A 22,149-nucleotide genomic window follows, 5' to 3' on the forward strand; every position below is an offset into this window, starting at 1 on the left:
GGCATTTCATAATCCCCCCGACCTCTCCGAGGCAGTTTTTATTTATATACATATTTATTCTGTACGATTTTGTTTAAATTGTATACACTATCATTTTATGAACAAACCCCGGCTGGTGGACAACCGGTACAAAATTATCAGGGAGCTTGGAAGCGGGCTCTCTGGCGAGGTTCTGCTGGTGGAGGATGCCGGTGGGCAAAAGGCGCTCAAGTTTCTCAAGCGGATTCAGATGGGGGTTTCGCGCGAGGAGGCGCTGGCGAATTTTAAAAACGAGTTCTCCATTTTATCGGAGCTGAACCACCCCGGCATCGCCCGCATCCTCGACTTCGGTTTCGACCCCCTTTTGATGAAATACTATTTCACCTCCGAGCTGGTGGAGGGGGCCGATTTTCTCAAGGCCACCGAGGGGAAATCGATCGATGAAATCGAACTGCTTGCCGTGCAGGTATTCAGGGCGCTTAATTATCTGCACAGTCGCGGCATCTACCATCTGGATATCAAACCGCAGAATATTCTCGTGCAAAATCCCCCCCAACCCCCCTTTGACAAAGGGGGGGGAGGGGGGATTTCAAAACTCATCGACTTCGGCCTTTCGGCCCTGTCCAGACGGGAAAAGGTTGGCGGGACCCCCGCCTATATGGCCCCCGAGGTTCCCGCCGGCGGCAACCTCGACGGGCGAACCGACCTTTATTCCTTCGGCGTCGTTCTCTACAAGGTCCTCACGCGAAACAACCCGTTTGCCGCCTCAAAACCACAGGACACAATCAAGAACCATCAGACACTCACACCCCCGCCCCCCTCCGAGGTGAATCCACAGGTTCCCAAATACTGGGACCTGATTCTCATGCGCCTTTTGGAAAAAAACCCGTCCGACCGGTATCCGGAGGCCTCGGTGGTCATCCGCGACCTGAATTTTCTCGCGGGGAAAAAATACGAGTTCGAAACCGCCGAGACCCGCCTCTCCTATGTGCCGGAGAAGGGGGCGCTGGTGGGAAGGCGCCCGGAAATGCTGAAATTCCGCGCCCTGTTCGAGACCGTTTTTTCGCCTTCGAGTCCCACCCTTCCCCGCCTTTTGATTGTCGAGGGGGAAGTTGGGAGCGGCAAGTCGCGGCTTTTGACCGAATTCAAATATTACTCCCAGCTTCACAATGTGCCGACTCTTTCTTTGAAGGAAGAAGAGGAGGGGAGCCATCCGCCCCCCTATATGGTTCTGATCGACGAACCGGAAAATATCCCGGCCGAACGGGTCGGGGCGCTTCTCGCGCATTCGGTCAACAAGAAAGTTCTCATCGTGTGGGCGGCGCCGACGGCCCCTTCCGCCTTAAGCCATTGCGAAAAAATACGGCTGAACCCCTTCGATGCCGTCGAACTGGCCGCCTATCTGACCGCCGTCACGGGGCTTGCCGACCCGCCACCCGGGCTGGTGGACGAAATTTTCCGGCGCACCGGCGGAAATCCGCTGTTTGTCACCGAGCTTCTCAAAACGCTTCTGCGCCATGATCTTCTCCTCGACGCCTCGGGCCGATGGGCCGGTCCCACACTCGAGGACATGAAAATCGACTTTGAAAAAATAAAGGCCCCAAAGACCGTCTCCGAGCTTCTTCTCCGGCGCCTGGAAAAACTTGACGCCGAGGAAAGAAAAATCGTCGAATGGATGGCCGTCTTCCGTGAGGCCTTAAGCCCTTCCACCCTCGAACTTCTTGCCGAAATCAGGCGCCCCCAAACACATCTTTTAAATCTGGCCCGCGAAGACATCCTTTCGCGCCAGGTCGTCGAGGGAGGCTATTTTTTCAAGAATATCCTGATGGGTGACGTGATCTACGAAGGGCTCCCCCTCGAGGCGCGGCGCAAAATGCACGACGCGGCGGCCCGGTACCTCGAAAAAACAAAGGGGTCCGAAGAGAAAATTCTCCTTCATCGCGGCAAGGGGACAGGCGACAAAGAGGCGGTTTCGGCACTCTGCGAGCTGGCCGGTCTGCAGACCAAAAAGGGGGGGTTTGGCGAGGCAGAAAAAATTCTGGAAACCGCATGGGGCCGCGCGCAGAAAATGGACCCAAAGACCCAGATTGCCGTGGAGATTCAGCTGGCCGAAAGCCAGGTTAAGGTACGCAGGTACACCGAGGCGATCAACCACTATCTTCATCTGAAAGGGCTTTTGGACCGTAGCCTCCCCGCCGGGGGCGCCGGGAAGGAAAGAATTGCCGTCTACGAAAAACTGGGGGACCTCTACGCCCGGCTCGACCAGTATCCAAAGGCCCTCGAACTCTTTGACGCCGCCATCGGGTGGCTTGATCCCGTCGGGGTCGGCCCCCCCGGGGCTGGCCCCCCCGGGGCTGGCCCCCCCGGGCTCAAACCGGGCGACCGGACGGCCCGGATGATCCTGGAAAACCACCGGGCCAACATTTTCATGAAATCGGGAAAACTGGATGAGGCGGAGGCCCTTTTCCGGAAAAATCAGCTCCTCTGGGAAAAGGGGTTCACGGCGGAAGAAAAAACCGGGGTGGCCAACAACCACCTTGCCTATGTTTTGATTCTGCAAAAAAAATACGGCGAGGCGAAGGTCGAAATCGACAAACAGATCGCCTTTTTCCGGAAAAACGAAAACCCCTACTGGCTGGCCCGCGCCCATTACCTGTACGGCGATCTCTACTACCAGCAGATGATCATGGTTCACACGGGGAAAGAGCGCGAGAGGGACAAGGCCGAATCGATTTCGGCCTTCGAGGAGTGCCACCGGATCGCCAAAGGCATCGACAGCTTCGACACGATGCTCCGTGCCTACAACGGAATCGCCAATCTTTATTTTCACGAAAAGGAGTACGTCCAATCGCGCGAATACTACGAGCGCGCCCTGGCGTTGGCCCGCAGGCAGGAGGATTACGAGGCGGCGGCGGCCATTTCGCTCAACCTGGGCAACATCTTCCGCCTCCAAAAGCAGTACGCCGACGCCTATTCCTACCTTGTCTACACCGTCAACACGCTGGAGGGGGCCGACCCCAAAAATTACCAGATCTGGTTTTTTCTGCTGAATGCCTGCGATTTTCTGGCCGAGGTCCACCGCGAAACCGGCGAGTTCGAGAAGGCGCTCGCTTTGCTTTCCAGGGCGGAAAAAATTTTGGGCGAACAACCGCCGCTGGCCCCCTACCGCTTTTACATCCACCTCGATTTTTCCAAGACGTACGCCCAGCAGGGGAAAAGAGAGGAGGCCGTCAGGCACTACGAAAAGGCGGTACAAATGGCCAAAACCGACACCGAAAAAGAGGAATTGAAGGAATTTCGAAAAACCTATTTACACCAGGAGGCAACCATGAACACCGACGCCGGGAGCACCGAGGCCAAAAAAGAAACATCGGAGTTTGAAACCATCCTGCACATCAATCAGATGATCAACGCCGAACACAACCTTGAGGCGCTGATGAAGATAGTCCTTCGCTACGCCCTGGAACTCTCGAAGGCGGAGGCCGGGCTGATTCTTTTGTTGACGAGCGAGGGGGAACTTTCGGTTGCGGCCTCGCTGAACACCACGATGAGCGAGGAGCTGTCGCGCTTTTCCACAAGCGTCGCCCGCAGAGTGGTGGAAACGGGCGAGGAGGTGGTTTTGGCCGACGCCATCGTGGACGAACAGTTCAAGTCGTCCGACTCGATCATTTTAAACGAGATGAAATCGATTCTCTGCCTCCCCATCCGCTCGCGCAACCGGATTGTCGGCGTCTTCTATCTGGACAACCGCTATCAGGCCGGCGCCTTCGCCGGCGTCAACCGGAAGGTCCTGTCGGCCTTTTGCGACCAGGTGGGGATTTCCATCGAGAACGCGCGGCTGATTGAGGGCTACCGCGAGGCCAACGAGGGGCTGGAAAAACAGCTGGAGCAGACAAACGTCGAGCTTTCGGAGGTCAAAGAGCGGCTCAAAAAAGAGACCTCCCTCTATCTGACCCGATATTCCTACAGCCAGATCATCTCCAAGAGCAAGGCGATGCAGGAGACTTTCAAGATTCTGGACAAGATCACCGAGACGAACCTCTCGGTCTATCTCTTTGGCGCCTCGGGCACGGGGAAGGAGCTCATCGCCCGGGCCCTGCATTACAACAATCCGCAGAGGGCCGCGCGGCCCTTCGTGGCCATCAACTGCGGCGCCATTCCGCAAAACCTGATCGAGAGCGAACTCTTCGGCTACAAGGCGGGGAGCTTTACCGGCGCAACGCGGGACAAAAAGGGGCTCATTGCCGAGGCCGACGGCGGGACCCTCTTTTTGGACGAGATCGGCGAGCTGGAGACGTCTTTGCAGGTGAAACTTCTCCGCGTTTTGCAGGAGAGCGAGGTGCGGCCGATCGGCGACACCGCCTCTTTCAAGGTGGATGTGCGGGTCGTTTCGGCCTCCCACCGCGATATTCAGGCCGCCATCGGCGAGGGAAAATTCCGCGAGGATCTTTTTTACCGCCTCTGCCAGATCACCCTTTCGATCCCTCCGCTTTCAGAGCGGAAGGAGGACATCCCCGTTTTGGCCGAGCATTTCGTGGAAAAATTCCGGAAGGAGAACAAAATCAAAAAACCGGTCCGCATCGCCCCTCCGTTCCTGAAAATCCTTTTGAACTACGACTGGCCGGGTAACGTCAGGGAGCTGGAAAATCTGATCTCGGTCGCCTGCGCCCTCCGTGAGGGGGACAGTCTGGCCGCCTCCTCCATCCCCCCCAACCATCCCGCGGTTCGGGCCGGCGGGCCGACAACCGGCGTCTCTTCATCGTCTCTGCAGTCGTCGAAGATGACAGCTGTTGAAGGGGTCGCGATTGATCCCCACAACACATTCGACCCGCAGAAGACATGGGCCGATTATGAAAAGGTGATTCTGGCCAAATGCTACCAGACCAATGAATTTAAAAAAACGGCCTCTGCCGAGATGATCGGGATTTCACCTTCAACTCTGTACAAGAAAATCGACGAATCCGGTCTGGACGACCGGAACAACCCGGTCTACCAGGATCCCTTCGTCTACGAAAAGGGAAAGTCTCTGAAGGATTACATCCCGCTTGTCTTTCAGGCGGCGCTCAAGGCGGCGGGCGACAAACCCTACACCGCGATCCGACAGTTGGGGGTTTCGCAGGGATATTTTTATAAAATCATCAAGACCGCAAAGGCGGCGTAACAAGGGAGAGTTATTCTTTCCATTTTATAGACATATGCTGATTGAAGGGGCTCACGGCCTCTTCTGAATCGGTTAATTTTTCAAGTAATTTCAAGGTGTTAAATGGATACCAAAAAGGCTTTTAGCTGGCATTTTTCTTGCAACACTTATTTTATGATGGGATCAAGGCGAAAATTTCTGTCTTGCCTGTTGGCGGCCTATGGCCTAACAGCCCTTTGTTTTGGTTTCACCGCCGGGTGCGGGAGCGCTCTGCCGCAGGTCTCGATCCCTCCGCCGTCGGAGGGTTGCGACGAGGGGGACGGTTGTGTTGTCGGTTCTTCCCCCGACGCCGGCGGTTTTGTGGTGGTTGAAGGAGATGCGGGAGCGGTCCCAGGGGGAGCCCTGGTTCAGGCGGAGGTGGGAGAGTCGTCCGCTTTCTTCAATCCGCTCGATCTCCTTTGCTCCAAGGCCTATGCCGCCGTCGGGAGGGACTTGCTCCCCGCCGGGGGCGCCGAATGCAGTTCTGATCTGCCGCTTTGTGAGGAGGGCGGTTCGACCGAGGATTGTTATGTCGTTGCCGATGACGACGGATCGTTTGTCCTCCGCATCGCGGCGGAGATCGGCGATACCATTCAAATCACCTATCTCGATCCCGACACCTGCGAGGAATCGCCTGCCTTTGATATTACCGTTACGGGCGATCTCAACCCCCTCGATATCGAGGGGGTTGCCCTGACTTCGGATAATAGAGCCACCGCCTACGTTTTCGGCGAAGACAGCGACGGTATGATCGGGATCATTGCCTTTAACGTGGACGACGCCTCAACGGGAACCTATTCGACAGCATTGATCGGAACCCCTCTTTCAATCGGCGCAATCCCCAACAACGACAAAAGGGTGGCGGCCGTCACGGATGAGCAGACGGCGATACTGGATCTTTCCCCCGATGCGCCGACGGTAACCATCCTGACCGACAGCGCCGGCGCTTCGCTTACTGCCGGACAGGTGGTGGTTCAGAGAAGTTTTGACTATCCGGCGAGTTTTTCGCCCTCAAGCGGTGAAGATTTCACCTGTGTCGATTCCATCCTGGAGGGCCGGTCGGATATCGACCGCATCTTTTTTGTTCTCGATGACGAAAAATTGGCCTCCGATCCGGACACTCCCCTCGCGCTGATCGACAACGGAAACGAGGCAATGAGCGGCACAACAATGGCGGTGGAAAAAACCATCGGGTATGATTTTGGAACGCTCGATTCGGACCTGATCGGCGCCCGGCTGACAAACGTCAAGGATTTCTTTATCTCGCAAAAGGGGGATGAGGGATTTTTTCTGGGAAGATTCCTTCTTGGCTCGGGGGAGGAGCGCTTTTATCTGGTTGAGGTGCCGGTGAAAGACGGCCTCTGCAACCGCATTGATTCCTCGAATTATCCCAACCTGCGTGCAATCGAGATGCACTCTTCCATGACCGATCCGGGGAAAAGTTTCTGGTTCGGCACATTCGGTTTCGAAGCCGGCGCGCAAACGGAGGGGATGATTGTCATACCGGACACGGCGGCGGAAACGGGGGGCTTCGCGGTTGACGTGATTGAGGGAATAACCGGCGGCTTTGGCGAACTCGAAGCCCTCGATCCCACGCGCGTCTCGGGGGTAACCCGAATCATGCCGGTTGCCTTTCCTTCGTCCCGCATAAAACTGGGAGGTATCGGCGATTCCATCCATCTGGTCCGGGTGGACATGGAGGGGGACGGAGAATCTTTCGTGAACACTGAAATTGAAAGCGATATAATCGTGGGGGTTCGTCCGGTGGACATGGCAATGCTTTTGACCACCGATTTATCGTCCGTCACCGAGGCCCCGACCCTCTCCGGAAAACTTCTCATCTTAAGCCGGGGGCTCGAAGGGGACGGCGCCGGTTTCTTAAGGACGATCGATCTGGAAGATTTATAGCCCGGCCACTTTTTTGCCCGATGCGGACGGGGCGGTGGCGTGGATTTTGATCTTCTGGTTTAAAAACAGCGTATCGCGCGTGAGGCCGTTCCACTTCTTGATTTGGGAGACGCTGACGCGGTATTTTCTGGCGAGGCCGGAAAGCGTCTCCCCCCGGCGCACCCGGTGGATGATGACCCCTGCCTTTTCCACAGCCGGTACCGCGGACGTGACGGCGACCTTTGACCCTTTCTTTGCCGCGGTTTTCACCGCGACCTTTTCCGGTTCCATCTCTTCCGTCAGGCGGAGTTTCTGATGCGGCTTGATGGTCTCGCCGTCGGCCAATGCCGGGTTAAAGCGGACCAGATCGGAGACCGTGACTCCCGAGGCCTGCGCGATGCTCCAGAGCGAATCCCCCTCTTGGACGACATAGCGGCTTGGGATATCGCTTTTCTCCTGTTTTATCCCGTAAGCCTCCTGTTCGGCCACCAGGGACGTGGCCACCAGTGGCCTAGCCAACAGCTCCGTAGCGCTCGGCAGTTCTTTCTCCAGGACAGGCCCTTCGTCCGTGGCCAGTGAAGCAACCGTTGTATCTTTATCCGGCTCCCATATCTTTAAGGTCTGCCCATACTTGATGATCCCTTTTTTCCCCAGACCGTTTAAGGCCCTAAGCTGGAAAACAGTGACGCCGTATTTTCGCGCAATCGCCCCGAGCGTTTCCCCTTTTTTTACGCGGTGGGTTTTGGCCACGCCACTGGTGGCTATGTCCCCGGTGGCCACGCCACTGGTGGTCGTTTCAACAGCCGGTTTTTCCTCCGCCTCGGGCGAGAGGGTTGCAATCACCGACTCAACACTATCAGTCGGCACCGATGCCACCAGTGGCGTGGCCACCAGTGGCGTGGCAGTGAGTACCGGCTCTTCCTGCGGCGCCGGCTTCAGTTTGAAGGCCGCCCCCTTCTTGGGAATCATCAGGGTGGCGCCGCTCCGAAGAGTGCCGGCCCGCGCCGAAAGGCCGTTCCACTGGGCCAGTTGCGTCTTCGAAACACCGTAGCGCCGCGCAATGCCCGCCAGCGTCTCCCTCTTTTTCACCCGGTGATAGACAAAACGGACGCGCTGATCCTTGGGAACCTGTGCGTAATTCTTCCGGAAGGCATCGGCGGCGCCACGGGGGACATTAACGGTGAACTTCTGCCCCGGCGGGGTGATCCCCATGACCAGAGAGGGGTTCAGCTCCTTGATTTCTTCATGCGAAACCTCGGCGCATTCGGCGATCACCGTGAGGTCGGTGGCATCGGGAACGGTGACTGTTTCCGATTCGAGACCCGGCTCGAACAGGGAGCTGGAAAAACCGAATTTTTTGTAATTTTTGGAAATATAGGCGGCGGCCAGAATCCGGGGGACGTAATCTTTTGTCTCCTGGCGGAAGATGCGTTTTTTCCCTTTGGTGTTTGCGAGTTTCCAGAAATCGTTCGTTCCGGCGTTGCGAATGGCGCGGTTGACCGCCCCGGCGCCGGCGTTGTAGGCGGCAAAGGCAAGGTACCAGTCGTCGTACATCTTGTACAAATCCTTGAGATGCTCCGCCGCCGCGCGCGTGGCCTTTTCCAAGTCGCGGCGTTCATCGACATAAGCGCCTGCATCCAGCCCGTAGAGCTTCCCTGTGGAACGGATAAACTGCCACGGCCCGGCCGCATGGGCCCGCGAATAGGCATTGAGGTTGAATCCGGATTCGATCATGGCGAGATAGATAAGATCGCGGGGAAGACGATACTCGCGCAAAATATCCTCGATCATCGGGCCATACCGGCTGGCGCGCTTGAGCCAGCGGGAAAAATTTTTGCGCAACGGACCGGTAAAGGCCTTCACCCAGCGGTCGACCTGCGCGTTGTGGACCATCGGGATGTCGTTTGACTTCCGCGGCCGCCAGACGCCGGAAGATCCGGCAGAGGAGGATGATTCAAGAATCGACCGGATTTTGGGGATTTCCCGATCTTCCCGCTCGATTCCATGAAGGGCAAGATCCTGGCCGATCAGATATTCAACGCCGTCCATCCGCCCCGTTGATTTTGCCCCCTTCGAGCGGCCGCCAAAGACCTCGCCCAAGGTTCCGGCATCGGACTCGTCGGACCGGTCCGACTCGTCAGAGGCGCCTTCATAGTTACGCGAGGTGGAAGTCGAGACTTGGCCGGCCGAACAGGCAAAAAAGAGGAAGGAGAAAAAAAAGAAAATCCCCCCGGTTTTCAAGAATGCCGCGAATTTCAAGTTCAACCTCCGCCCGGACAACAGGTTTAAGGGTCTAAGACTTCTTGAAAACCTTCTTACCGAAACAGTAATATGGATGATCCAATTTTCTTTATTAATTGAGAGTATAGCCTAAAGGGCTTTAACGATTCAACGTTTTTTATTGGGGGATGGTTTATGGAGGGGGTTAAAAAATGGCCCGAAAAACAACATACCCGGCAATGATTGCCAGGATTGTCCCGATGGAATAGACAAAAAAAGTCCAAAAACGGGGGCGCCCGGGGCGTTTTTCCCTCTCCTGACGGGGATCGTAACCGGGCCATCCGCCCAAGGCGGACCAGCCTCCAGTCCACGGGGTTCCTTCTGTTAAGCGTTTCCGCTGGCGTTCTTCCTCGGCGCTTCGTCCTTTTAAGAGCATCTGCTCAAACCTCCCCAAAGTCTGCGGGTTGGAGGGGCTTCGCAGTTGTTGCAGGGCCGCCTCGCGAGCGGCGGCCCGCGCCTCGGTGGACATCCCTTCGGCCAGATGGGTGAGCTGGAGGTAGTTGATATCGGCGCCAAGCAACGCCAAAAGTTCCGCGGGAATCGGGTCGCCGGGGGACATTTGTGCAAGCCTTGCAAGAAGATCCGGATGATCAACCATCAGTCGCGCAAATTTGTCCGAAACCACCTTGTCTCCCAAAAGAAAGCGAAGATCCGAAACGAGGATCAATCCCTTCTGCCCGCTTGCTGACTGATAGGTCCCGCGAAACATCGCCTCCGCCAGTTCGCTTAAGTTTTTGGTAATGGAGGTTTCTTTGCTCCCCAGTTTGAGGGCATTGGCAAAAAAGGTTTTCCATCCCGCCTGATTTTTTGCCGAGACGACCGATTTGCCCGCAGACTGCTCGGGGACCACCCTGCCCCCTTGCAGGATTTTTTGAAGGATCTTTTCAAACGGGGTTTCGGCCGGTCCCCTGGAGAGACGATTCAGAAATTGGCCGGCCCTCTGAAGAAGAGGGGCCGTCGCTTCCCCGGCGCCCCGCGGCATGTCGGCCCGCAATCCTTTGCGGGAAGAGGATTCATGGCGGCGGTGCAGATCGATTTCGTGGCGAATCACCCGCCGCATATTGGCCCGGTCGGCGGTCTGTTGGCGCAGTTGGATCAACCGGGACAACTCCTGCCGGTTGAGCGGGTCCCCCTGCCGTGGCGACAAAGACCTCTGCTCCATCCTCTGATGGAGGGGGGATTGGCGCAGAGGCCGGAAGACCGCCTCCTGAAGGAGGCGCCGGTAGTTTTGCGGTTCGGGGGGGGGCTTATGCCTTGGCGCCTGCCTCGTCGCATCCGGCCTGGGGCCTTCTCTCACCGGCGGCCGGAAGCTCCGGTCGTATTTTTTCCCCAACTCGGGAGGGGTTTGAACCATTCGATGCGCACGCAGAATCTCGTCTTTAAGCGCATCCTTGAATTGATCGGGGCGAAGGGGCTCCTGTCTTGCCGCCTCTTCTTTTTTTCTTTCCTCAACCTTCGACTCGGCGGGGGCCGCTGTTTCGGGGGGAACGCCCGGTTTTGCAATCGGCAGATCTCCATTCGACATACCTGATCATGATACCATCGATAAGGCCCGGAGAGATAGACAAAATTGGGAAAGTGCCTTAAGCTGTCGCGGTTTATCGTGCAGAATTTGTTTGATGCACTTGTTGACCGTCTGAAAATTGCGGGGCAAAAAACGGGTCTGGCCGGCGCCGTCGGCGCCTCAAAGGCGCTGATTCTGAAACGCCTGATCGACCGCATTCAGCGGCCGATCGTCGCGGTCACCCGCGACGCAAAAGAGGCCGCCCGGCTGGTACAGAACCTCCGGTTTTTCGCCTCCGCCGATGTACAGGTGCGCCTTTTTCCACCGCTGGACATCCTCCCTTACTACAATCTTTCCCCCCAACCCGATGTCATCATGGAGCGGCTGAATCTTCTTTGGGAACTCACGCGCCGAAGAGATCCCTTTTTCACCGTTGTTCCCCTGCATGCCCTCACGCGACGAACAATCCCCCGCAAGATCCTTCTGGAGCGCACAAAAACGCTGGCGGCTGGTGAAGAAATTTCCCGCGACTCCCTGATTGAAACCCTGGCAGGCCTTGCCTATCAGCGCGTCCCGCTGGTTGAAGACCGGGGAACCTTTGCCGTCCGCGGGGGCATTGTTGATATTTTTTCTCCGGCGCACCCTCTCCCCTTAAGGCTCGAGTTTTTTGGCGACACGATCGAGTCGATCAGGTTTTTTGATCCGGTCAGCCAGAAATCACAAGACAAAACGGAAGCCATGGCGCTCCTCCCCGCCCGTGAAATTCTTTTGAGCGAACTGGGGGAGAACTGGAAGAGCGGCTTAAAGAAACTCGCCGATGACCATGATATTCCCAAGCCGGAACGCGACTGGGTCGCGGAAAAAATGGCCCACCGGCTCTCGTTTAACGGCATCGAAACATTTCTCCCCTTCTTTTATCCCGGGGGAGCCAGTGGCCCGGGCGGGACCCTCTTCGACTATCTCCCCTCGGAAGCCATTGTCTGTCTTGTGGGTGGGGAGGAATTGGTGAGCCGGTGGGAAAAGGAGCTTGAAGAACATCGCGAACACCAAGAAAAATCGACGAGTATCGAGAGAATGTTCGCGCCGGAGGAAATTTTTTTGACGACGGGGGAGATCGACGAAGGTCTTGGCTATTTTTCGAGGATGGATTTTGCGGAAACAGGAAAAGAGGTTCTTCAGTTGACGATGGAATCAAACGCCCTCCTCAAGACAAAACTCGCCCTTGGTCATGTCAGCGAACAGGGGTTAAAGCCCCTTGCGGATATTTTGAATCAGCGCCGGATCGAGGGATGCCGTCTCTTTCTCGTCTCCGGTTCGCCTGCCCAACAGGAACGGTTGAGCGATCTTCTGGCCCGCTACGAAATCCCCCTTTTAAAATTGACCGACGGGCATGAAAGCAGACGGGCCGTTCAGAGCGCCCTCGAAGGGAATGATCCATCCCCCTTTATCCAGATCGTTCCCGGCCCGATCTCGGAGGGTTTTTACTGGGCTATTTCAGGGGCTCGCGTCGCCCCCTCCGCCGGCAAAGCCGGCGGAGCCTCCCCCTCACCGCCGCTGTGCGGCTGGTTAGGTGATCAGTGGTGGATCACCGACGAGGAGATTTTCGGGCAAAAGGGGAGAACGCTTTCAAAAAAACCGACCGGTGAGCCGATCTTTTCCTTTTCTGAACTTGCACCGGGCGATTTTATCGTCCATCGCGACCACGGCATCGCCGTTTACAAAGAACTGGTCTCGCTGAAGCTCGACTCCGTGCAGAACGATTTTCTTCTGCTGGAATATCTTGGCGGAGACAGACTTTATGTTCCGGTCGACAAACTGAACCTCATCACCCGATATGCCGCAAAAGAAGGGCATCCCCCAATGCTCGACAAGATGGGGGGAACGTCGTGGAAGCGGGCCAGGGAAAAGGTCAAACGGGCGACAAGAAGGCTGGCCCGGGAACTTTTGGAACTGCAGGCGGTCCGTCAGGCCCAGAAAGGGTATGCCTTCTCTCCGCGCGATGAACTCTTCGAGGAATTTGAGGCGACCTTTTCGTTTGAAGAAACGTCCGATCAGCTTCAGGCCATCGACGATGTCATTTCCGACATGACGGAAACAAGGCCGATGGACCGGCTTGTCTGCGGCGACGTGGGATACGGCAAAACCGAAATCGCCATCCGGGCCGCCTTCAAGGCGGTGGAAGACAAAAAACAGGCGGCGGTTCTGGTTCCCACCACCATATTGGCCTTTCAGCATTTTGAGACCTTCAAAAAACGGCTCGAAAATTTTCCGGTGACCGTGGAACTTCTCTCCCGCTTTCAGACCGCCGCCGAACAGAAAAAAATCGTCCAAAAACTGGCAAAGGGAGAAACCGACATCGTCATCGCCACCCACCGGCTTCTTTCGACGGACGTGCGGTTTGGCGATCTGGGGCTTTTGGTGATCGACGAGGAGCACCGCTTTGGCGTGGCGCAAAAGGAAAAGATCAAAAAACTCAAAAAATTGGTGGATGTGCTCACCCTTTCGGCAACCCCCATTCCCCGAACGCTCAACTTCGCGCTCGTCGGCATCCGCGACCTCTCGGTGATCAACACCCCGCCGGCCGACCGGCTTTCCATCCGCACCTATGTGACGCGGTGGGATTCGGGGGCCGTTCGCGAGGCGATTTTGCACGAAATGGGGCGCGGGGGGCAGGTCTTTTTTGTCCACAACCGGATCCAGACGATCGAAAAGATGCGGGACCAGCTCCGAAAAACGGTCCCCGAGATCCGAATAGAAATCGCCCATGGCCGGATGAACGAGGACGATCTGGAAGAGGTGATGATCGGATTCATGGAAAAAAAATTCGAGGTCCTCCTTTGTACCGCCATCATCGAATCGGGGCTGGACATCCCTTCCGCCAACACCATCATCATCAACCGCGCCGATCACTTCGGCCTCGCCCAGCTCTACCAGTTGCGGGGGCGGGTCGGCCGGTCGTCGCACCGGGCCTACGCCTATCTTCTGGTGCCGGACGACGAGCTGATCACGGAGGATGCCAAAAAGAGATTGAGCGTGATTCAGCGTTTTACGGAACTGGGGTCGGGATTTAAAATCGCGGAGTACGATCTGGAAATCCGCGGCGCCGGCAATATCCTCGGCCCCGAACAATCGGGGATGATCCATGCTGTGGGGTACGATCTTTATGTTTCGCTCTTGAAACAGGCGGTGGCGGAGTTGAAGGGGGAAGAGACGGAGGAGGAAATCGATCCGGAGTTGAAGCTCAACATCTCGGCCTACCTGCCGGAGGATTATATCGCCGACACCTCGCTCCGTCTTCAGCTCTACAAACAGTTGGCGATGGTGGAGGACGAACTTCTCTGCCTGAACTTGGCGGAAGAATGGGCCGACCGTTTTGGCCCCCTCCCCGAACCCTCAAAAAATCTCATTGCCCTGATGCGGATCAAGATTTTGGCCAAAAAACTCCGGCTCAACTCGGTTGCCTTCAAGGACCAACTCCTGACCGTGCAGGTGGACCCCTCCAGCCGGATCCCGACCGAATACTTTTTGGAAAAGGTCAAAAAGGAACCGAAGAAATACCGGGTTCAGCCGAATGGGAAGTTTGTGATTGATACGGGGAAAAAATTGGAGGGGGAGGTTTTTGAGGCGGTGAGGGAAAACCTTTCGGAGATGCTCATCCACATCCCCCCCTTTGAAAAAGGGGGGCCAGGAGGGATTCAGGGCGCCGCATGACGGGCTTCGTACTGAACTGGAAAAAGCTTGTCGAGACTTACGCGCCGGGAGGCATTGACAATTTCAATGCCGACGATTCTGTCCTTTTCGCCCATATCGAGAACAACATCATCTGAAACACGGCGATTGATCACGGCCTGCTTCTTGTCGTCGAGACGAATGTAGAGGAGATCGTTCTTATCGTTGTAGGAAATATTCATTTTTATGACGTAGTATACCTCAATTTTCTTTTGTTCGTAATATTTATTTTGACGTTTTTTCCGGTACGGAAAAATTTTTGCTTTTCCCTGCCTGTCATATTTGGCGGCAATAGGCAATCCCGTTTGAATCACATCAATGATTTCATCCTCAGTTGTGCCACGTTCCTCGGCCCTTTCCAGTGTATGTGGATCGATGATCACTTTCATATGACCTGAATCCTGGGAAAAAGATTGAGTTTCAGTTCCGTCAATTTATGAGGCATCTTGCTCAGGGGAGAATCAAACTGATCGGGAGCCCGAATGTCGGAAAAATTTTTCCATTTGTCAAATCCATAAGCTCTCCAGATTTTTTTTGAGGCGTCGGGAACAAAAATACCGCAAAAAATGGAAAGCCGCCGGACGCATTCAACTAAAAGAGTCAGTATTTGTGACAAATCGTCCACTTTCTTATCCTTGGCCAACTGCCAGGGAGCCCGCCTGTCTATGTATTGATCAATAGCGCTAATAAATCTCCAGATCGCCTCCAAGGCACGATGAGGCCGAATATCTGTGGGGTCCTTCTCGTCGATTGATAAATCAATCTTGAGATATTCCCAAACCTCATTGGCTTTAAAAATTAAATCTTCCTGGCTTTCCTCAAATGGGCGGGGAGAAACACTCCCCCCCTGATACCTCCACACCATCCCCAAAATCCGCGAAGCAAGATTTCCGATTCCATTCGCCAAATCCGCATTGTACCGTTCAATGAAACCATCCCAGGTGAAATCGCCGTCGTCGCCAAAGCTGGAGCCGCGCATGAGATAATAGCGAAGCGCATCGGCCCCGAAGTCGGGGTATTTTTCCAGAATATCGAGCGGTGTCACGACGTTTCCCAAAGACTTGGACATCTTTTCACCGCGCAGATAGACAAAGCCATGACCGAACACTGTTTTTGGAAGGGGAAGACCGGCCGACATCAGCATCGCCGGCCAGATGATGCAGTGAAAGCGGGTGATATCTTTTCCCACGATGTGCATGACATTTTTCCAGTACTCGTTGTCTTTCAGGTCATCCAGCGATTTAAGTCCCAGCCACGAAAGATAATTGATGAGGGCGTCAAACCAGACATAGAAAACGTGCGTCTTGTCGAGCGGCACCGGGATGCCCCATGTAAAAGTACTGCGGGAGATGCTGAAATCCTCCAATCCCTGTTTGATGAAACTCGCCACCTCATTTTTTCGCTTGGCCGGGAGGATAAAGCCAGGATTGGCCTCGATGTGATTTAAAAGGGCCTTTTCATATTTTTTCAATTTGAAGAAATAATTCTTCTCCTTGATCCACGCCGGTTTTTTTTGGTGATTTTTGCAGAGGCCGTTCTCCAGATCTTTTTCGGTGTAAAAAGCCTCGCATGATTCGCAATACCACCCTTCGTAATCCTTCTGATAGATATCGCCCGCCTTGTTGACCCGATCAAAAAACTCATAGACGGTCGGATAATGTTTATTTTGATCGCTTGTCTGAATAAACCGGTCATACGAGATATGGAGCTTTTTCCAGATCGCCTCGAACTTTGGCCGCATCTCGTCGCAGTATTTTTTTGGGGGGAGCCCGGCCGCTTCAGCCGCTTTTTGAACATTGGCGCTGTGTTCGTCGTTTCCCATCTGGAAGAGGACCTCATCGCCGCAAAGCCGGCGAAAGCGGGCGATGACATCGGCGCCGATTTTTTCGTACGCGGTGCCGATGTGGGGGAGGCTGTTGACGTAGTCGATGGCGGTGGTGAGAAAGATTTTCATAACTCCATCATCAAATTTTCCAAAACAAGCGCCTTGTTTACATTTCCGTCCAAATCCCGCTGGGCCTGGGAAATCCGGTCGATCTTGGCGAGGTCGGATAATTTATTTTCCACAGCCATTTCACGAAAGAGGCGTTTCTTCAACACCTCCAGAAGGAGGTTCATATTTATCTCCCTGTTTTTTGCCAGTTCGTCTCCCCATTGGACAATGTCGGTAAATGAACGGGACGCATTCGTCAACAGGCGCCCGGAGTTTTCAATCGCCCCGGCCATCTCGCTTCCAGCCAATTCGCACATAAGACCGGCCGAGCCATCGACATACTGGAGCATTTCACGGATCTTTTCCCTGGGCCAATTCAGCGAGACAGCCAGTGTTTCGGCCATTTCTTCCACCGGCGGCGTCGAAAAGAAAAGGCGCCGGCAACGCGAACGGATCGTCGGCAAAATCCGGAAGAGGGAGGAGGTGATCAGGATAAAAAGGGTGCTATGGGGGGGCTCTTCCAGGATTTTTAACAGGCTGTTGGCGGCTTGGCGGGTGAGAGAGTCGGCTTCGTCGATGAGAACAACCTTGAGCGGGGCCTCCAGAGGGGCAAGCTTAAGCCTTTCCTGACAGGCCCGGATCGCCTCGATTTTGATAGTGTTCCCGTCCGGCTGGATGAATTGCAGATCGGGGTGGGTATTTTCCCCCGCCTCCCGGCCAAAGAGCCGACAAACAAGAGCCAGAGCCGCCTTTTTTTTGCCGATGCCTGGCGCCCCATAGAACAGATAAGCCGGTGGGAGGCGGTTTTGGGCGGCGTCCTTAAGGAGCAGTTCCCAGTTTTTTTGGTGGCCAATGAAGGGCATTTGAAACATTTTTTACAATCTCCTGATGCACCGCCTCCACATCGGGGTTGGCGTTGACGATAATCACCCGTTCCGGCTCGGCACGGGCGATGGCCAAATAGCCCTCCCGCACCCTTTCGTGAAAAGGGAACGCCTCATTTTCGAAACGGTCTTCGCTTGATTTTTGCACCTGCGTGGCGATCCGCTCACGGGCCCGCCTCAATCCGATTTCGGGATCGCAATCCATCAGGAAGGTGAGCCCGGGTTTCAGCTTTCCCACCGCCAGATGGTTGATGGCGGAAATCATCTCCAGCGAAAAATCCCTTCCATAGCCCTGATAGGCTAAAGTCGCGTCGGTAAAGCGGTCACAAAGGACAATCTTTTTGGCGGCCAACGCCGGTTCGATGACCTGCTGGACATGCTGGGCCCTTGCGGAGGCATACAAAAACAGCTCGCAGAGCGGCAGAATCCCGGTGTTTTCGGAGTCGAGGAGGATTGTTCGGATCTGGTCGCCGATGGCGGTTCCCCCCGGCTCGCGCGTCAACACCGTCTCATAGCCGCGGAGCTTGAGGATATCATCAAGGATCTTGATTTGGGTTGTTTTGCCCGAACCCTCGATGCCTTCGAATGTGATGAAGAGAGACATTGCCCCTACATAACATTAACAAGGGGCGTGACAAACAAAAAAACCCCGATCCGCCACAGGCGGACCGGGGTTCTTTTGCAAATCTTCTTTACCCTTGGAGCCGAATTAGAAGCTGTAATCAAACTCGGCCAATAACGAATGATAGTCCGAGTTGGCCGCAGGGCCCGCAACCGCCGCAAAGTCGAAGCGGTATTCCAGCTTCATCTTCGCGCCGTCGGCAATCTGATAACCCGCGCCCAGCGTGCCGCTGTAGGTGTTGCCTTCGTGACCCGTCGCCGCGGTCCCGTTCCAGAAACCGCCCGTGGTGGAGGCGCCCGAGCCGGTGATAGGGTTGATTTCCCACATCCACCCGCCGCGGAAGCTCACATCCCACACGTCGCTGGCCTCATAATTCAGGCCGATCCAGCCGGCAATCGCCTTCTGGTTTTTGCTGGCGGCAACGATATTGTCGCTCTGACGATAGACCCCTTCCATCGCAACCGTCACGGTGTCGGAGGCGGCGATCATCAGGTCGAGGTCGCCGAAGAAATCCCAGTGGGCGTTCTGCGAAGCGCCGCCGGCAACCCCGGCATCGCTTTCAGGGCTGAAACCGCCCGAAATGCCGATGGTCGATTCGTTCCCTTCGTCGCCCCAGTTGAAGCCCAACCGGAACAAGCTGGCGGGAATGGCCGAATCGCCAAAGCCATTGGCGTTCAAGTCATTGACCACGCCGAAATGGAAATCGACCAGGTCGCTGAAGGCATAGTACAGCTTTGCGCCGATCACCTGACGCGGGATGAGATGCCGGTACGGAAACATGTATGAAATGAGCCAGTTGTCCGCCCGATCAACCGATTCCACCCCCACCGGGGCATTAAACTTGCCGATCAGGAATTCGATGCCGTTGCCGGCCGCCAGGTTGGCGGTGACATAGCCCTGTTCCAGATCGTACGCGTCGGCTACCCGGGTGTTGGTGTTGGCAAAGTCGACAAAGTCCACATCAGCGCGCAGGCGGATATTCTCCCCAAAGCTCTTTTGGAGATCCAACTCCACCTGATCGACGATGAAGCGAAAATGGTCGGCATTGGCCGCGGTGGCGAAGGTGACATCACCCATGCCTCCCAAGGCGCCGCCGGTGGCATCTTGGTCGTCATGCTGATAGCCGGTGACAACCGTCACATTGCCGGACAGCTCCAACCCCCCCGCCGCCGCCTCCGGCGCCGGAGTTCCATTGGCCCATGCGCTTATACTGACCGCAAACAGGAAGGTACCTGTTAGCGCGCCTGCCATTATCCTTTTTATCATATAGGTCTCTCCTTTATTGATGGTTTTAAAACCAACTCACTCCTTCTCTACCAAATATAAATATAATGTAATAATATTGGTCGATTAGGAACTGTTACAAAATTAAGTGGAATTAAGTTTAATTATATTAAATTATATGTCAAGGAAATAAATCCCCCCTTGCCCCCCTTTGACAAAGGGGGGGGTTGGGGGGATTTTAACAAAAAAAACCCCGATTCCGCCTAAAGCGGGTCGGGGTTTTTTGTTAAATCTAATAATATCGAGTAGTTAGCCTAACTTCCGGTTAGAAGCTATAATCAAACTCGGCCATCAAAGAATGATAGTCCGAATTAGCCGCTGGGCCAGCCACCGCCGCAAAGTCGAAGCGATATTCCAGCTTCATCTTTGCTCCATCGGTGATCATATATCCGGTACCCAACTGACCGCTGTAGGTATTCCCTTCGTGGCCCGTCGCCGCGGTCCCGTTCCAGAACCCGCCTGTGGTGGAGGCGCCACTGCCGGTAATGGGGTTGATTTCCCACATCCAGCCGCCGCGCATGCTGAAATCCCAGGCATCGTTGATCTGCCAGTTCGTTCCGATCCAGCCGGCAATCGCCTTCTGGTTCTTGGAGGCGGCGACAATGTTGTCGCTCTGGCGGTAAACGCCTTCGAAGGCCACGGTCCAGGTATCGCTCACGGCGATCAAGGCATCGAGGTCGCCGAAGAAATCCCAGTGGGCGTTCTGCGAGGCGCCGCCGGCAATCGCCGCATCGCTTTCAGGGCTGAAACCGCCCGAAATGCCGACGGTCGATTCATGCCCTTCTTCGCCCCAGTTGAAGCCCAACCGGAACAAGCTGGCGGGAATGGCGGAATCGCCGAAGCCGTTGGCGTTGAGATCGTTGGTCACCGCGTAGTGCAGATCGATCAGGTCGCTAAACGCATAATAGAGTTTGGCACCGATCAACGCAGTGGGGGTGAGGAAACGATACGGAAACTGGTACGAAATGAACCAGTTGTCCGCCCGGTCGGCCGATTCCACCCCGACAGGGGCGTTGAACTTGCCGATCAGGAATTCGATGCCGTTGCCGGCCGCCAGGTTGGCGGTGACATAGGCCTGTTCCAGATCGTAGGCATCCGCGACCCGTGTGTTGGTATTGGCAAAATCGACGAAATCGATATCAGCGCGCAGGCGGATATTCTCTCCAAAACTTTTTTGGAGATCGATTTCCACCTGATCGACGATGAAACGAAAATGGTCAGCATTGGCCGCGGTGGCGAAGGTGACATCACCCATCCCGCCCAAGGCGCCGCCCGTGGCGTCCTGATCGTCATGCTGATAGCCGCTGACAATCGTCACATTGCCGCTGATTTCAAGACCGCCGGCAACCGGCTCGGGAGCCGGAGTACCGTTGGCCCATACGGTGCCCGACGCAACCAGCGAGGCCGCGAAAAGGGCACGATAAAGATGTTTCTTCATTTGGTTCTCTCCTTGATTGATGGTTTGACTGCTTTAAATCAACAATCTGAATGGATACGAAAGGTTGACTACGGGTACTGCCTATTGTTGCCCGCCTTTTTATGGGAAGTTGACCGGTTCGTCAAGAAGAAAATAACGCGACGCGCAAAGGGTGGCTTTCGCGGTTTGACGAGGTGTTCCGCCAGCTCGTCGGCGCCGATGAACCCTGAAAACCGGCGGGGTTTCCCTCTTCTCCGCACATTATGCGGAGAATAATCTTGCCCATGCGGTGAATAGGGTTTATAATCTCCGCGTAATATGCGGAGATTAATTCGTTGCATCCATCAGCGCCCCGGCTGGCCCAATTTTACCTGGGATCAGGAAAAATTATCCGGCCTTTTGGCCTCCGTCCGCCATCGTCAGGGCAAATTGTTGGGGCGCATGGAGGCGCTCGGTTTCAACCTGCAAACCGAGGCCTCGTTAAACATTCTCACGCTGGATGTCTTGAAGTCGAGTGAAATCGAGGGGGAAATTTTAAATCCGGATCAGATTCGTTCTTCCATCGCGCGCCGTCTGGGGTTGGATATCGCCGGTTTGGTCCCTGCCGATCGTCACGTCGACGGCGTTGTCGAAATGATGCTGAACGCGACGCAAAATTTCAGCGAGGCGCTTGCCAAAAAACGCCTGTGGGGGTGGCATGCCGCCCTGTTTCCCACGGGCTTTAGCGGTATGCACAAAATAACCGTGGGCGCCTGGCGCGGGGACGAGAGGGGGCCGATGCAGGTTGTTTCGGGGCCGATGGGCCGTGAGCGCGTTCATTTTGAGGCGCCGGAGGCATCGCGGCTTGATGCCGAAATGGCCCGCTTCCTTGCCTGGTTTAACCGCAAGATTCCCATTGACGATGTCGTCAAGGCCGCGGTGGCCCATTTGTGGTTTGTGACCATCCATCCGTTCGATGACGGCAACGGCCGCATCGCGCGGGCCATAGCCGACATGCAGTTGGCGCGGTCCGAGGGGAGCCGGCGCCGTTTTTACAGCTTGTCGGCGCAAATCAGGCAGGAGCGCAGGGCCTATTACGACATGCTGGAGAAAACGCAGAAAGGGGGGCTGGATATTACAATGTGGCTTGCCTGGTTTTTGAACTGTCTGGATCATGCCTTGGCTGAAACGGAAAACACGCTCAAATCCACGCTCAACAAGGCGCAGTTTTGGGAATCTCACCGCGCAACGCCGTTAAATGCGCGCCAGCAGATCATGCTTAACAGGCTTCTGGACGGGTTTGTCGGCAGACTCACCTCATCCAAGTGGGCCAAAATCACGAAGTGTTCGCAGGACACCGCACTGCGCGACATCCAGGATTTGCTCGATCGGAAAATTCTGGTCAAAGACTTGGGCGGAGGCCGAAGCACGGGTTATTTGCTCAAGCAATGAGACGACCTCAACCGCGGTGA

Annotated in this window: 12 protein-coding genes; 4 read left to right on the forward strand and 8 right to left on the reverse strand. The window is 55.5% G+C overall.

Annotated features, from left to right (window positions below; all coding sequences use genetic code 11):
• Nucleotides 1-97: 97 nt before the first annotated feature.
• Nucleotides 98-5,140 carry a sigma 54-interacting transcriptional regulator gene (locus tag HYU99_05015; protein ID MBI2339709.1) on the forward strand — a complete coding sequence of 1,681 codons (5,043 nt, stop codon included), beginning with the start codon at nucleotides 98-100 and terminating at the stop codon, nucleotides 5,138-5,140.
• A gap of 153 nt (nucleotides 5,141-5,293) precedes the next feature.
• Nucleotides 5,294-7,066 carry a hypothetical protein gene (locus HYU99_05020; GenBank protein ID MBI2339710.1) on the forward strand — a complete coding sequence of 591 codons (1,773 nt, stop codon included), beginning with the start codon at nucleotides 5,294-5,296 and terminating at the stop codon, nucleotides 7,064-7,066.
• Here HYU99_05020 and HYU99_05025 read toward each other — a convergent pair.
• Together HYU99_05025 and HYU99_05030 are read right to left on the reverse strand one after the other, a co-directional pair.
• Complete coding sequence (locus HYU99_05025) at nucleotides 7,061-9,304, reverse strand: LysM peptidoglycan-binding domain-containing protein (protein ID MBI2339711.1); 2,244 nt, start codon at nucleotides 9,302-9,304, stop codon at nucleotides 7,061-7,063. The two genes, HYU99_05020 and HYU99_05025, sit on opposite strands and share 6 nt — an antisense overlap.
• Before the next feature lie 166 nt (nucleotides 9,305-9,470).
• Complete coding sequence (locus HYU99_05030) at nucleotides 9,471-10,850, reverse strand: hypothetical protein (protein MBI2339712.1); 1,380 nt, start codon at nucleotides 10,848-10,850, stop codon at nucleotides 9,471-9,473.
• A 45-nt stretch (nucleotides 10,851-10,895) separates the two neighbouring features.
• On the opposite strand from HYU99_05030, the gene mfd reads away from it, so the two are divergent.
• Nucleotides 10,896-14,540 (forward strand): transcription-repair coupling factor, encoded by a 3,645-nt coding sequence (mfd, locus tag HYU99_05035; GenBank protein MBI2339713.1) that lies wholly within the window; start codon nucleotides 10,896-10,898, stop codon nucleotides 14,538-14,540.
• Here mfd and HYU99_05040 read toward each other — a convergent pair.
• From HYU99_05040 to HYU99_05065, 6 genes are all read right to left on the reverse strand, one after another.
• A complete protein-coding gene (locus HYU99_05040) occupies nucleotides 14,525-14,947 on the reverse strand; it encodes a DUF2283 domain-containing protein (protein ID MBI2339714.1) in 423 nt (140 codons plus the stop codon). The genes mfd and HYU99_05040 overlap by 16 nt on opposite strands.
• Nucleotides 14,944-16,512 carry a methionine--tRNA ligase gene (gene metG / locus HYU99_05045; protein MBI2339715.1) on the reverse strand — a complete coding sequence of 523 codons (1,569 nt, stop codon included), beginning with the start codon at nucleotides 16,510-16,512 and terminating at the stop codon, nucleotides 14,944-14,946. Before metG ends, HYU99_05040 begins: the two co-directional genes overlap by 4 nt.
• Entirely contained in the window at nucleotides 16,509-17,363 is an 855-nt protein-coding gene (locus HYU99_05050) for a DNA polymerase III subunit delta' (GenBank protein ID MBI2339716.1), read from the reverse strand. The genes metG and HYU99_05050 overlap by 4 nt, the downstream gene beginning before the upstream one ends.
• The gene (locus tag HYU99_05055; protein ID MBI2339717.1) at nucleotides 17,311-17,979 is read right to left on the reverse strand and encodes a dTMP kinase; all 669 of its coding nucleotides are present in this window, start codon (nucleotides 17,977-17,979) and stop codon (nucleotides 17,311-17,313) included. Before HYU99_05055 ends, HYU99_05050 begins: the two co-directional genes overlap by 53 nt.
• A gap of 105 nt (nucleotides 17,980-18,084) precedes the next feature.
• Nucleotides 18,085-19,263: an outer membrane beta-barrel protein gene (locus tag HYU99_05060; GenBank protein MBI2339718.1), complete on the reverse strand. Its 1,179-nt coding sequence runs from the start codon at nucleotides 19,261-19,263 to the stop codon at nucleotides 18,085-18,087.
• Between the two features lie 283 nt (nucleotides 19,264-19,546).
• Complete coding sequence (locus tag HYU99_05065) at nucleotides 19,547-20,719, reverse strand: outer membrane beta-barrel protein (GenBank protein MBI2339719.1); 1,173 nt, start codon at nucleotides 20,717-20,719, stop codon at nucleotides 19,547-19,549.
• 309 nt (nucleotides 20,720-21,028) lie between these two features.
• Here HYU99_05065 and HYU99_05070 point away from each other — a divergent pair, with 309 nt between their 5' ends.
• Nucleotides 21,029-22,129: a Fic family protein gene (locus tag HYU99_05070; GenBank protein MBI2339720.1), complete on the forward strand. Its 1,101-nt coding sequence runs from the start codon at nucleotides 21,029-21,031 to the stop codon at nucleotides 22,127-22,129.
• Nucleotides 22,130-22,149: the final 20 nt, after the last annotated feature.

It is taken from the genome of Deltaproteobacteria bacterium, assembly GCA_016183175.1.
Taxonomy (GTDB): Bacteria; UBA10199; UBA10199; order UBA10199; family SBBF01; genus JACPFC01.